This window comes from Allorhizobium sonneratiae (genome assembly GCF_023700755.1).
GTDB classification, from domain to species: Bacteria; Pseudomonadota; Alphaproteobacteria; order Rhizobiales; family Rhizobiaceae; genus Allorhizobium; species Allorhizobium sonneratiae.
The window spans coordinates 67,841-80,310 of sequence record NZ_JAMKOJ010000013.1 but is presented as its reverse complement, the minus strand read 5'-3'; the positions used below and the strand labels follow the sequence as shown (position 1 = coordinate 80,310).

Here is a 12,470-nt window from a genome sequence, read left to right as displayed (position 1 = left end):
CAAAGGCCTCGCTCTTATTCTTCGTATCTCACTCCCCGTCTCTCATTCCTTGTCGAGCGGTTCGGTGCCGGTTGGCTTTCCGGCGCGGTCGAGGCGGATTTTTTCGATGCGGTTTTCGGCGGCCGTCAACAGCGCTTCGCAATGTTTTTTCAGCAGTTCGCCGCGCTCGTAAATGGCGATGGATTCGTCCAGCGCCACATCGCCGCGTTCCAGCCGGGCCACGATGTTTTCCAGTTCCGCCACCGCCTTTTCAAAGGAATAGCTGGCGATGTCGTTGGCGGTCTCGGTCATGATCAACCCTTCATCAGTCTCAAAATATGCATGGCGGCCGATTCGGCCAGTCCTTCCAGATCATAGCCCCCTTCGAGCAGGCTGACGACCCGGTTTGCGGCAAAACGGTCGGCAACCTCCATCAGCCGCCCGGTCGCCCAGTCAAAATCCTCGCCGACCAGATTGATCTGCGCCAGCGGATCGCGGTGATGCGCATCAAAACCGGCGGAAATCAGGATGAGATCGGGGGAAAAATCATGCAGCGCCGGCAGAACCCGCGATTTGAACGCCTCACGGAAATGGTCTGAACCGGTATTGGCCGAAAGCGGCGCATTGACAATGGTACCATGCGTGCCGACCTCGTCCTTTTTTCCGGTCCAGGGGTAAAGCGGCATCTGGTGGGTGGAACAGAACAGCACGGAGGCATCGTCGAAGAAAATATCCTGCGTGCCATTGCCGTGATGCACATCCCAGTCGACAATGGCGACACGCTCGACACCATAGGCCTTCTGCGCATGGCGCGCGGCAATCGCCACAGTGTTGAACAGGCAAAAGCCCATGGCCTTGGTCTTTTCCGCGTGGTGGCCGGGCGGGCGGGCGGCGACAAAGGCATTGTCGGCAGCGCCGCGCATTACATCGTCCACGGCGGCCATTGCGCCGCCTATTGCCGTCAGCGCCGCCTGCAGGCTCTTCGAGGAGGCATAGGTGTCGGCCTCAAGCTGGTTGATCCGGTCTTCCTCTTCCGGAACCTGCCGCATCACTGCAAAAAAATGCTCTTCCGGGTGGGCGAGCATCACCGCATCCTCATTGGCCTGGGGTGCTTCTTGCCGCTTCAGCCCGGAAAAATTCGGATGTTCGAGGGCAATATTGAGCGAGCGCAGACGATCCGGTCGCTCGGGATGGCCCTCCGGCGTCAGATGCTCAAGAAAGATGGGGTGCTCGTAAAGGCGGGTCGTCATTGGAAATCCTTTGGCGCGCCGAAAGAAACTGGCTTCTTTTACCTTGACCAAACCGGCTGGTCCAGTCTTGTGCTGGGATAGGTTTTTCTTTTACATCCCATTTATAAAATGGAGAGGTTCATGGCCAAGAAGGACAGACCGGATGTGACGGAGACCGCAATCGGCCTTCGCGATGTCGGGATGACGGGGCGTATCCACAACGGTGCGCTTCTTGCGCTGGCCGAAGAGGCGCTGTCCCGCTTCTGGCAGGCAAGGCCTGTGGAAGAGAACGAGCCGGAATTTCGTGCAACGAAATTCGAGGCGCGGCTCTATGAAGCGCTTGAGGCTGGCGAAAAACTGCGTTTCACCGTGACGGTGGACAAGATCGGCGTCAAATCCGTCGGTTTCGCCATTGCCGTCGATTGCGGCAATCGCCGCGCTGCCGATCTCGAAATCGTCTGGACGGCGGTGGAACCGCAAAACAGCGAGGCCGTCGCGCTGCCGGAAGACCTGCGCGACTGGCTTTATCAGTGGCTGCCGTGATCCTGGATCACGCCCGCTTTGGCAACAGCGGATAGCCGACCATGACGGCGCGGGCGGCAAGGGCGGCAATACCGGCCTTGATCAGGTCGCCGGGGAGGAAGGCGAGCGAGCCGATCAGCACTTTGTCGAGCGGTGTGCCGGCAACAAAGCTCCACCACGGCATGCCGCAGGCATAGACCACGCCGATGCCGCCGATCACGCTGGCGATAAAGAAGCCGATGATCTGGCGCGGGCCGGAATCCTTGGCGCGTGCCAGCCGTTCGGCGCACAGGCCGGTGATGAAAGCCCCGGCAATCCAGCCGAAAATATAGCCGCCTGTGGTGCCGAACAGGCTGGCAAGCCCGCCATTGCCACCTGCCAGCACCGGCAGGCCGATGGCCACGAGCAGCACGAAGAGCGCATAGGCAAGCGCCCCGCGTTTTGCCCCCAGAATGCATCCAGCCAGCATCACGCCCATCGACTGGGCTGTGATCGGCACCGGAATGAAGCCGAGCGGCACCGGCGGAATGAGGCCGAGCACGACGACGAGAGCCGCAAAAAGCGCAATCAGAACAAGGTCACGGGTGGTCAATTCACGCTCCTGAAATGGTTACCTGATTGTGATCAGGGATACATCCGCACCTTTTCCCAGCTCTCGTCAAGCGATCCACGGCGGAATTCGATGCGGTCATGCAGGCGGAACTTGCGGTCATGCCAGAATTCGATGGTCAGCGGGCGAATGCGAAAGCCCGACCAGTGCGGCGGGCGGGGAATGTCGCCCAGCGCATAACGGGCGGTATATTCGGCCACCGCTTTTTCCAGTGCAAAACGGCTTTCCAGCGGGCGCGATTGTTTCGAGGCCCAGGCGCCGATGCGGCTGCCGACAGGCCGCGATTTGTAATAGGCATCTGCCTCTTCGTTCGAGACGATCTCGGTCAAACCGCGCAGACGCACCTGACGGCGCAGCGATTTCCAGTGGAAACACATGGCCGCCTTGCCGGAGGCGAGAATTTCCGTGCCCTTCTGGCTCTCGAAATTCGTATAAAAGACAAAACCGCGCGAATCGAAATCCTTGAGCAGCACCATGCGAACATTCGGCAGACCCGCCTCATCCACTGTCGCCAGCGCGACAGCGTTAGGATCGTTGATCTCCGAGCCCTTCGCTTCCTCCAGCCAGGCGCCGAAAAGACGGAAAGGATCGGTCTCGTCGGCGAAGTTACTGCTTGTTAACTCTCTCTCAGACATATTATGTAAAACTCTCCGTATTGGCTGGCATAGATGTTCGGCGTTAACGACAGGAACGGTCTTGATTATCATAGCAAAGCCTGATCGGTGCAGAAAGTCCATGGCAAAAGGCCTTTGCCGCCTTGCCGCGGTTGCCGCCGTCAGTCTCGCGCTTGGCGGATGCGTGAGCAACACCATGGATGTCGCTGACAGTGCAGGCGTCGATCGTTCGATCGCGACCGGCACAATTCCGGTGCAGCCGGAGAAGAAATCCGATCAGGACACGGTGCGCAATGCAGTGTCCTCCGCCGATGTCAGCAAGACAGGCCAATCGCCGATCCCCTGGGCCAATGCGGCAACAGGCAGCGCCGGGGTGATTACATCGCTGAGCGAAGAGCGCACCAATGGTGTTGTGTGCCGCGATTTCGTCACCAGCCGCCATGCCTATGACGGCATCGCCAATTTCTATGGCCGGGCCTGCATGGTGGGCGATGGCCAATGGCAGATGGTCAATTTCACCCAGCAGTCCTGACGATCCGGTCTTTACAGCGCCCTGCGCCAAATATGGCGCACAAGGGTCGCTGTAACAGGCTGTTATAGACGCAGCGGACCATTCATTCTTCATTAAACAGGGTTTTGATCTTGCCCTGATCTGTTCGTTATTGTGCCGGAATGGTGGATGGGGCGCGATTGACGTAACGTATGATTAGTATCTTTTTCCTAACATGCCTTTCCAACGCTGGCGCGGAGAGCATCTTCTGCCGGCAATCGAATGACTTCGGGAACCGGAAGCTTCGATCGGACTTTATATGGGCAGTGCGGTTTTGAAACCATGAGGCGTTTCAGGATATGTGACGGGCCCAAAGCGGCGCATTGCCAGCAAGACCGGTAACGGATTTGGCTGGTGGGGTCGCTGAACGTGTCTACAGCAGCGTCTAGGCAAAATTATACAACGGTTTCGCCTTCATGACATGCGGTAAAACAAAGACTGAAGAGCGCCGATCTTTCTCGGATACAGCGATCGGCGCCTGCAACGGCTCTTCGCGTGTCATGAATGGCAAGCGGCGCTGTAACGTTTGAGGCGGACAGGCGATGCCCGCTTTGGTGACGGTGCAAGGTTGTAACGACATAACCGCTTGTTTGTATTGTGTTTGGTGGTCATATGCGCGATCCTTACTCTCTTCTTGGTGTCAAACGCGATGCCGGGGCCGATGAAATCAAGGCGGCCTGGCGGGCAAAGGCAAAATCGTCCCATCCGGACCAGAACCGGGATGATCCGGGCGCGACCGAACGCTTTGCCGAGCTCGGTCAGGCCTATGATCTTCTGAAGGATCCGGAGAAACGCAATCGATACGATCAGAAACGGGCACAGCTGGATGCGATGAAACGCGAACAGACCATCATGCAGCAGCGCGAGGAAGCACGCGCCGCCGCTGAGCGCGCCCGTCAGGCCCGCGCCAATGCCGAGCGGATCATGGCGGAGCTTGCCCGCATCGAAGCGGAGAAGGCAAAGGCCGAAAAGGCAGCGGAAAATCTCGCCGCCAAGGTCGAAGCCGCCCGCGCCCGTGCCAGTGACGCCCAGGCGCAGGCCAGCAGGGCTGAAAAAACCGCCGACCCTGAAAAGGCTGCAAAGACTGCAAAAACTGCCGAGGCCCGCGACGAGGCAAAGCCATCATCGCCTGAACCCGATGCCACGGAAGATGCCATCAACCGCATTTTCGGCGCAACTGCGAGCGCAGGCGCCAGTCCTGCCTCAGGGGCGGCCTCCGGCACGGCCAGTCGCGACGAGCCGCTGGACGATCATGGCAATGAGCAGGCGAGGGGACGCGGTTTCGGTCTGCCCGTCATCGGTCTTTTCAGCTCGATTGTCCGATTGATTCGGAAACCGGCGCCCGTGCCTGAAAAAGCACCCGATATCATGGTGGATGCCACCATCGCCGTCGAGGACCTGATCAAACAGTCGATCATCACGGTTGCGCTGAGCGATGGCCGCGATCTGCGGGTGCCGCTGGAGCCGGGCCATACCGACGGTTCCATCCTGCGGCTTGCCGGCAAGGGGCTGAAGGTGCAGGGCATGACGACCGGCGATGTCGTGGTGACACTCAGGGTGCTGAGCGGCGGCCCCTTCCGGGTCAATGGCTATGATCTCCATTGCGATCTGCCGGTGACGCTCGATGATGCGGTTCTGGGCGTCGAGACTGAGATCCAGGGCCCGTCCGGGTCGCTTGCTGTCATTGTTCCGCCGTGGAGCGGTTCGGAACGGCGCATCGTCGTGCCGCAGCAGGGCCTGCCCAGTGCACCGCAGGAACGGGGCGATCTCATCGTCGAAGTCCGGGTGGTTTTTGCGCCGGAGCCGGATGAGAAGATCACCGATCTGATCAAGCTGGAGCGCCACGGCCTCTATATTTGATGCGAGTGAAAGGCCGCGCCCTGTTTCCTGCCGGGATGGACAAGCTCGGGGGCTCACACCCTTTATTACCGTTTCTAACAGTTTTTGTTGCGCTGCGGCCTGATGGATTGTCATGCAAGTGCTTGAACCCTCAGCCACGCTATGCCATAGGCAGGTTCGGTCGAATATTGTCAGGGAGCAGAGCATGGCTCAACTATCGGGCCTTATGGCAGGCAAGCGTGGCGTGATCATGGGTGTCGCCAACAACCGGTCCATTGCGTGGGGCATTGCCAAAGCCTGCCGCGAGGCTGGCGCTGAAATTGCGTTGACCTGGCAAGGGGAAGCGTTGAAAAAACGGGTCGAGCCTCTGGCTCAGGACCTCGATGCCTTTTTGGCCGGTGATTGCGATGTCACCGATCTTGCAAGCATCGACGCCGTGTTCAAGGCGCTTGAGGACAAGTGGGGCAAGATCGATTTCGTCGTTCATGCCATTGCCTTTTCCGACAAGGACGAACTGACGGGCCGCTATATCGATACGACGCGGGAAAATTTTGCCCGCACCATGGATATTTCCGTCTATTCCTTCACGGCGGTAGCCAAACGTGCTGAAGCCATTCTCAATGATGGCGGTTCGCTGGTGACGCTGACCTATTACGGCGCCGAAAAGGTCATGCCGCATTATAACGTCATGGGCGTGGCCAAGGCGGCGCTGGAAGCCAGTGTGCGCTATCTGGCCGTGGACATGGGCGGGCGCGGCATCCGCGTCAATGCGATTTCTGCAGGGCCGATCAAGACACTCGCGGCCTCCGGCATCGGCGATTTCCGCTATATTCTCAAGTGGAATGAGTATAACTCGCCGCTGAAGCGCAATGTCACCACGGATGAAGTCGGCTTGTCCGGTCTTTATCTGCTGTCGGATCTGTCGACAGGGGTGACCGGCGAAGTCCATCATGTCGATTGCGGCTATCACACCGTTGGCATGAAGGCGGTGGATGCGCCGGACATCAGCACGGCAAAGGAATAGTGGGTCCAAGCCAATGGCCGTTTCGCTTTATCTGGTCCGCCACGGTCAGACGGACTGGAATGCCGAAGGGCGGTTTCAGGGGCAGACGGATATCCCGTTGAATGCCACTGGGCGGGGTCAGGCCATGCGCAATGGCCAGACGCTCGCCCATATTCTTGGGCCCCGTATCCAGGATTTTGATTTCGTTGCATCGCCGCTTGGTCGTACCCGTGAGACCATGGAGCGTATGCGTACCGAAATGGGCCTTGATCCGAAAGAATACCGGATCGATGACCGGCTGAAGGAAATCTGTTTCGGTGACTGGGAAGGTCACACCACAGCCGAGCTGAAAAAACTCTATCCTGGCAAGGTCAAGGGGCGCTCACTCGGCAAATGGGATTTCATCCCGCCCGGCCCCCATGCGGAAAGTTATGAAATCCTCTCCTGGCGCACAGGTGCCTGGCTTGCCTCGGTGGAGAGGCCAACGGTTGCCGTCACCCATGGCGGCGTCATTCGCAGCTTTTTCCGTCTGATCGGCAAAGTGGCGGAAGATGATGCCTGTGCCATGCCCATTCCGCAGGACAGCCTGCTGTCCATCGATCTGGCGGGTGGCAATCTGGTCTGGCTCTGAGCTCGGGCGCTCCCGTGTGGGTCAATCCTCAACATCGAGATCGTCAATGACGCGTTTGCCATCGACAAGCGAATAGCTGACGGAAACCTTCTCCCCCACAGTCAATCCGTTAAAATTGAATTCTGCAGGAACCTGATAGGTCTTGCCATCAGCAAGAGTGATGGTTAGCCGGGTAACATCTATGGCCTTGATCGTCGTTTCGATCGTGTTGTTCTGTGCCAGCACGGTCATGGGAACGATAAGAGCGACAAGCGCTGCAATATTGAGGAGCAACAACCGCATTCAGGCCGTCCTGTTTTCATGTGGTCTAAACAATGCCGCATTTCATTGTCGTCAATGACACATTAAGGTCGATGCGTCAAAACAAGAGATAAATCGTGTCTTGTAGAATTGCGCATTTTATAGAGCAGGATGCTATTAAAATTTTAATCTCATGCACAATTTTATCCTCTTTGCATTTTCGTTTTCATGACAATACGAAAATGCTGTCATCTTTTTTAACGCATGGTAGTACGCAATATTCTTGCACTCTTTTTAAAGGCAATGCGTTCGATCGATTCCGATTTTCGGCACGATACTCTAACGCGCGGTTGCGTTTTATAAAGCGCACAAAGGACGTTGTAGCACTTTAAATTTGCTGCATCATTTTCTGCTTAAATCTCACCCGATTTAAGGAATTATGCAGGAGCAGAGAGGTGACAAGAACGGCAAAGCAAAAACACCCTTGGCATTTGCCGGGGATCGTCGAATCCTCTCATCTCATGAAAGTCTAAATTAACACATCCCCCGATATAATTGCTGCGGGGTATGTAAGAAATATTTTCTCTTGCGCAACTGTCGTGCAACGATCTTTCAAGGCTGAAAGTATAGTGACGTCATCGGAATGAAGAGCGCCTGCAGCTTTTCGGTACTCCTTTGGCGACATCGTGAAAGACGCAAGGGTTTGGCATGCGAAAGACAAGGGGCATATGGCCGATTTTTTCAAAAACAGGATGACACTCATCATGTCCGGACTGCGGCTTTCGTCAAGCCGGGTGATTCTGATATGTCTTGCAGGATTGATTGTCTGCCTTTTCGGTCTTTGCATCGTTCTCGATGGCATGAATGCGCGACATTATAAAGAGTCGATACGCAACGAAGTCGCCGATGATCTGACCCATGCCGCCTTACAGCTGGAAACGCATTTTCTCAAAACACAGGATCGTTTTGACCGGCTTGCCGGTCTTCTGAACAGCGGGATCGATCCGGCCTCGCAGGACGTTGAAAAGGTGGCGAGACACGTCCTGACCGACAACAGCGAGATTTTGGCAATCGCGATGACCGTTGACGGGAAGCCCGTCAAGGTCTGGGCGACGCAGGACGTGGGCATTCAGCCTTCAGATTGGTCTTCAGCGTCCGTGTCGTGGCCGACAATGGTGTCTGCCGACCGGCTTGAGATGGTTGTTCCGCTTCTTTGCTGCCAGCAGGGCACGGGCAGAAAGGCGAGCTTGTCGATACTGATGGATCCGGAGCAGTTTTTCACGGCGGCTATGCAGTCTCTTCCCGGGATATCGGCAAGAGAGGATATTCCGTCGAAAGCGCTGCATTTTCGCATTCTACAGGTGGATGAGAGTGGTTTGAAGCCGGTGCTGGGCTGGAAAACCAGGTTTGAGGAGCCGCAGGTTTTGGGCTTTGCGCTTGGCAGTGCCCATTGGCGTCTGGAGGCGGAGCCGGAGGGGGGCTGGAATGCCCCTGTTCCGGACGTTTTGCAGTTTCGCCTTATCCTGATGGGTTTGATGCTGTTTTTTCTCATTCCGGCAACCGGTGTTGCCATCCTGCTGATCAAGAGAAATTACTATGCCGAGTGTTTGAACAAGCGCGATGCCGAGCATATGGCGCTTGCTGCACGCTTTGGCCTTGCCATGGAAAGTGCCAATATCGGCATATTTGAAATGGATGAGCCGCATGGCAGTGTGATCTTCGACAGTCGGGCTGCACGGCTCCATGGGCTTTTAGCATGGCAGGCGAATGAAACCGGGCTGGCAACATGGCATGGTGTCCTGCATCAGGAATGGCTTGGCGTTATCCATCCGGAAGATCGCGGTGAGATGGACGCCTATCTCCAACGCTGCATCGAAAGCGATGCGCCTTGTCAGATGATTTATCGGGTCATGATGGTCGATGGTGCGGTGCGTCGTCTGCGCTCCGTCGCCCTGCGCGACCGGCAGTCCGGTCGCTTTCGCCTGACTGGCCTGTTTTTCGATATCACAGACGACCTGGCGCTGAGAGATGATCTTCTGGCCGCCAAGGAAAACACCGATATCAAGAATGCCGAGCTTGAGCTGGCGCTCGATGAATTGTCCGTGCGTGAACAGGAATTCGAAGATCTGTCCCATCGCCTGGAACTGGCGCTGGTGTCTTATGATTGCGGTGTATGGGAACATGATTTTGCCACAGGCGTCACCATCTGGGACGCACGGATGTTCCATCTTTACAATCTGAAGCCGACGCGCAATCGGCATGTTACGGAAGAACAGTGGCTGCGCCATGTTCCTGAGGAGGATCGCAGTCTTCTGCTCAAGGCCAGTCAGAAGGCGGAAATCGAGAATGGAAAACTGGATATCACCCACCGTGTGCGACTGGATGACGGCTCGATCCGCCATGTCCGCAGTGTCGGCCAGATCCATACTGCGCGCGACCGCCGGCGCAAATTCATCGGCGTGGTTTTCGATGTGACCGCCGATGTGCGCATGACAGAGCAGCTGAAAGCGGCAAAAGTCGAGGCTGACAGCCGCAATGTCGAACTGGAACTGGCAAAAACCCGCATCGAATACAATGCCTTGCATGATTCGCTCACCGGCCTGGCCAATCGCCGCAAGCTGGATATGGAACTGGATGCCTTGCAGTCAGAGCAGCAGTTCTTGCCGATGGGATACACCATCCTGCATCTGGATCTCGACCGATTCAAGGAGATCAACGATACACTCGGTCATGCCGCCGGCGACGCCATGCTGGTCAATGCCGCTCAGGTCCTGACGCGTCACGTCGGTTCGAAGCATCTGGTAGCGCGCATCGGCGGCGATGAATTCGTCATTCTCATGCGTTCACATATCGATACCGAGGCGACGACAGCGCTGGCCAAAACCATCATCCATGATATGAACCTGCCGGTCAATTACGATGGCGCCACCTGCCGGTATGGCGTGTCCATCGGCATTGCCGAGGTGAAGGGCGTCGGCGATGCCCGCAAAAGCCTGATCAATGCCGATCTTGCGCTTTATGAGGCCAAGCGCAAGGGGCGCAACGGTTTTGAATTCTTCACGCCCGGTCTGCAATCGGCGGCTTCCAGCAGCAGACGTATGGCCGATGACCTTTTGTCGGCGCTGGAGCAGGATGAAATCCAGACCTGGTATCAGCCGCAATTTTGCGCCAAAACGCTTGAACTGATCGGGGCCGAGGCCCTGATCCGCTGGCGCCACCGTGAACATGGCCTGGTCAACACCTTGAGCTTCCTGCGCATCGCCGATGATCTGAACATTACCGGTCGTCTCGATCAGGTCGTGCTGGAACAGGTGCTGCGCGACAAGATGCGCTGGGCTGCCATGGGACTGCATGTGCCGAAAGTCTCGGTCAACGTCTCCTCGCGCCGTCTGCATGACGACCGGCTGGTTGAAACGCTGGAGAGACTCAGTATCCGCCGTGGAGAAATCGCCTTCGAATTGGTGGAATCGATTTTCCTCGACGAGAGCGAGGAGGTGGCAACTGACAATATCGAACGGATCAAGGCGCTCGGCATCGATATCGAGATCGACGATTTCGGCACCGGCCATACGTCCATCATCAGTCTGCTCAGATTACAGCCGAAGCGATTGAAGATCGACCGCCAGCTGGTCATGCCGATCCTCAATTCGGGCCGGGAACGGTCTCTGGTGCGCTCCATCGTCGACATCGCCCGCTCGCTCGGCATCGAAACGGTGGCCGAAGGGGTGGAGACCATCGAACACGCCGCTATTCTGAATGATCTCGGCTGCGATGTGCTGCAAGGTTATGCCTATGCCAGACCGATGCCCTATGACGAATTCACCGCCTTCGCACTGTCTGGAAACCAGCGAAAGCGTGCATCCTGATGGGACAGGCAGGAAAAGCGTCAGGCACTTGATAAACCGCATGGCGCTATAAAATTTTAAATCTGCCGAATGATTTTGTTTTCAATTCAATTTCCGATTCCTGGAATTATGCAGTAAGACACGCAAACGTCACACCCGGCCTTCCCGTGACATGTCATGCCAGTGGGAGGGAAGGGGCCGCCTCGTTTCGTTTGTCTTGCCGGGGAAATACCGTTTTTCCCGAGGAAAACGCCAGAATACCGGTTTCATCGATGTCGCATAACAGTTTCGGTCATCTTTTCCGCGTCACCACCTGGGGCGAAAGCCATGGACCCGCCCTTGGGGCGGTTGTCGATGGCTGCCCGCCCGGCCTTCGCTTCGGTCTGGACGATATCCAGATCTGGCTTGACCGGCGCAAGCCCGGCCAATCGCGTTTCGTCACCCAGCGCCGTGAGGCCGATCTGGTCAAGGTGCTTTCCGGCGTGATGCCGCAGGAGGATGAAAGCTTCATCACCACCGGCACGCCGATATCGCTGATGATTGAAAACACCGATCAGCGCTCGAAGGATTATGGTGAGATTGCCCGGCAATATCGCCCCGGCCATGCCGATTATACCTATGATGCCAAATATGGCATCCGTGATTATCGCGGCGGCGGACGCTCCTCGGCGCGTGAAACGGCGGCGCGCGTTGCTGCCGGCGCCATTGCCCGTCTGGTTCTGCCGCAGGTCAACATTCGCGGCGCGCTCGTTCAGATCGGCAAGCACAGGATCGACCGGGCCAACTGGGACTGGGCCGAGGTGAATAACAATCCCTTCTTTGCCCCCGATCCGAAAATCGTGCCGGTCTGGGAAGACTATCTCGATACGATCCGCAAGGCGGGCTCGTCGGTCGGTGCTGTCGTTGAAGTGGTCGCAGAAGGCGTTCCCGCAGGCCTTGGCGCGCCGATCTATGGCAAGCTCGATCAGGAGATTTCCGCAGCCCTGATGTCGATCAATGCGGTCAAGGGGGTGGAGATCGGCAACGGCTTTGCCGCCGCAGAGATCACCGGCGAGGAAAACGCCGATGAAATGCGCATGGGTAATGACGGCAAGCCGCTGTTTCTGTCCAATCATGCCGGCGGCATTCTCGGCGGCATCTCCACCGGTGAGCCGATCATTGCCCGCTTTGCCATCAAGCCGACCTCTTCGATCCTGACCGAGCGCAAATCCATCGATGCCGATGGCAACAATGTCGATGTGCGCACCAAGGGGCGCCACGATCCTTGCGTCGGCATTCGCGCCGTGCCGGTGGGGGAGGCAATGCTCGCCTGCGTGCTGGCCGATCATTATCTGCGCGACCGTGGCCAGACCGGTCGGTTGAGGTGAACCTTTGGCGCGTCCGGTGAACACCGGTTTGCCTGACGTGG

The 12,470-nt window shown here is 57.3% G+C and carries 12 protein-coding genes; 7 read left to right on the top strand and 5 right to left on the bottom strand.

The features are described from left to right. Nucleotides 1–42: 42 nt before the first annotated feature. Together NAC44_RS19635 and NAC44_RS19630 are read right to left on the bottom strand one after the other, a co-directional pair. A complete protein-coding gene (locus tag NAC44_RS19635; RefSeq protein WP_250943262.1) occupies nucleotides 43–291 on the bottom strand; it encodes an exodeoxyribonuclease VII small subunit in 249 nt (82 codons plus the stop codon). Between the two features lie 2 nt (nucleotides 292–293). Then, nucleotides 294–1,229 carry a histone deacetylase family protein gene (locus NAC44_RS19630; RefSeq protein ID WP_250943261.1) on the bottom strand — a complete coding sequence of 312 codons (936 nt, stop codon included), beginning with the start codon at nucleotides 1,227–1,229 and terminating at the stop codon, nucleotides 294–296. Nucleotides 1,230–1,349: 120 nt separating this feature from the next. Between NAC44_RS19630 and NAC44_RS19625 the strand changes: the two genes are divergently transcribed. Beyond that, nucleotides 1,350–1,751 (top strand): hotdog domain-containing protein, encoded by a 402-nt coding sequence (locus tag NAC44_RS19625; RefSeq protein ID WP_250943260.1) that lies wholly within the window; start codon nucleotides 1,350–1,352, stop codon nucleotides 1,749–1,751. Nucleotides 1,752–1,758: 7 nt separating this feature from the next. On the opposite strand, the gene NAC44_RS19620 is transcribed toward NAC44_RS19625, so the two are convergent. Together NAC44_RS19620 and pdxH are read right to left on the bottom strand one after the other, a co-directional pair. Further along, complete coding sequence (locus tag NAC44_RS19620) at nucleotides 1,759–2,322, bottom strand: biotin transporter BioY (RefSeq protein WP_250943259.1); 564 nt, start codon at nucleotides 2,320–2,322, stop codon at nucleotides 1,759–1,761. Nucleotides 2,323–2,354: 32 nt separating this feature from the next. Continuing rightward, a complete protein-coding gene (gene pdxH / locus NAC44_RS19615; protein WP_250943258.1) occupies nucleotides 2,355–2,975 on the bottom strand; it encodes a pyridoxamine 5'-phosphate oxidase in 621 nt (206 codons plus the stop codon). Between the two features lie 100 nt (nucleotides 2,976–3,075). Between pdxH and NAC44_RS19610 the strand changes: the two genes are divergently transcribed. The 4 genes from NAC44_RS19610 (at nucleotide 3,076) to NAC44_RS19595 (ending at nucleotide 6,977) form a co-directional block, all read left to right on the top strand. Next, on the top strand, nucleotides 3,076–3,486 hold the full coding sequence (locus NAC44_RS19610) for an RT0821/Lpp0805 family surface protein (protein ID WP_250943257.1): 411 nt from the start codon (nucleotides 3,076–3,078) through the stop codon (nucleotides 3,484–3,486). Between the two features lie 630 nt (nucleotides 3,487–4,116). Continuing rightward, a complete protein-coding gene (locus NAC44_RS19605; protein ID WP_250943256.1) occupies nucleotides 4,117–5,364 on the top strand; it encodes a DnaJ C-terminal domain-containing protein in 1,248 nt (415 codons plus the stop codon). Between the two features lie 184 nt (nucleotides 5,365–5,548). Next, nucleotides 5,549–6,367 (top strand): enoyl-ACP reductase FabI, encoded by an 819-nt coding sequence (gene fabI / locus NAC44_RS19600; protein ID WP_250943255.1) that lies wholly within the window; start codon nucleotides 5,549–5,551, stop codon nucleotides 6,365–6,367. A 13-nt stretch (nucleotides 6,368–6,380) separates the two neighbouring features. Further along, nucleotides 6,381–6,977 (top strand): histidine phosphatase family protein, encoded by a 597-nt coding sequence (locus NAC44_RS19595; RefSeq protein WP_250943254.1) that lies wholly within the window; start codon nucleotides 6,381–6,383, stop codon nucleotides 6,975–6,977. 21 nt (nucleotides 6,978–6,998) lie between these two features. Here the strand turns inward: NAC44_RS19595 and NAC44_RS19590 are convergent, their stop codons facing one another. Beyond that, entirely contained in the window at nucleotides 6,999–7,208 is a 210-nt protein-coding gene (locus tag NAC44_RS19590) for a DUF1344 domain-containing protein (RefSeq protein WP_420839995.1), read from the bottom strand. A 773-nt stretch (nucleotides 7,209–7,981) separates the two neighbouring features. Here NAC44_RS19590 and NAC44_RS19585 point away from each other — a divergent pair. After that, nucleotides 7,982–11,083: a putative bifunctional diguanylate cyclase/phosphodiesterase gene (locus tag NAC44_RS19585; protein WP_250943252.1), complete on the top strand. Its 3,102-nt coding sequence runs from the start codon at nucleotides 7,982–7,984 to the stop codon at nucleotides 11,081–11,083. Nucleotides 11,084–11,334: 251 nt separating this feature from the next. Then, nucleotides 11,335–12,429, top strand: a complete 1,095-nt coding sequence (gene aroC / locus NAC44_RS19580; RefSeq protein ID WP_250943251.1) for a chorismate synthase — start codon at nucleotides 11,335–11,337, stop codon at nucleotides 12,427–12,429. The last annotated feature ends 41 nt before the right edge of the window (nucleotides 12,430–12,470 follow it).

Excerpts from the sequence above, each read along its gene's own strand:
- NAC44_RS19635 (WP_250943262.1), bottom strand. The coding sequence starts at position 291 with ATGACCGAGACCGCCAACGACATCGCCAGCTATTCCTTTGAAAAGGCG.
- NAC44_RS19630 (WP_250943261.1), bottom strand. The coding sequence starts at position 1,229 with ATGACGACCCGCCTTTACGAGCACCCCATCTTTCTTGAGCATCTGACG.
- NAC44_RS19625 (WP_250943260.1), top strand. The coding sequence starts at position 1,350 with ATGGCCAAGAAGGACAGACCGGATGTGACGGAGACCGCAATCGGCCTT.
- pdxH (WP_250943258.1), bottom strand. The coding sequence starts at position 2,975 with ATGTCTGAGAGAGAGTTAACAAGCAGTAACTTCGCCGACGAGACCGAT.
- NAC44_RS19610 (WP_250943257.1), top strand. The coding sequence starts at position 3,076 with ATGGCAAAAGGCCTTTGCCGCCTTGCCGCGGTTGCCGCCGTCAGTCTC.
- NAC44_RS19605 (WP_250943256.1), top strand. The coding sequence starts at position 4,117 with ATGCGCGATCCTTACTCTCTTCTTGGTGTCAAACGCGATGCCGGGGCC.
- fabI (WP_250943255.1), top strand. The coding sequence starts at position 5,549 with ATGGCTCAACTATCGGGCCTTATGGCAGGCAAGCGTGGCGTGATCATG.
- NAC44_RS19595 (WP_250943254.1), top strand. The coding sequence starts at position 6,381 with ATGGCCGTTTCGCTTTATCTGGTCCGCCACGGTCAGACGGACTGGAAT.
- NAC44_RS19590 (WP_420839995.1), bottom strand. The coding sequence starts at position 7,208 with ATGACCGTGCTGGCACAGAACAACACGATCGAAACGACGATCAAGGCC.
- NAC44_RS19585 (WP_250943252.1), top strand. The coding sequence starts at position 7,982 with ATGTCCGGACTGCGGCTTTCGTCAAGCCGGGTGATTCTGATATGTCTT.
- aroC (WP_250943251.1), top strand. The coding sequence starts at position 11,335 with ATGTCGCATAACAGTTTCGGTCATCTTTTCCGCGTCACCACCTGGGGC.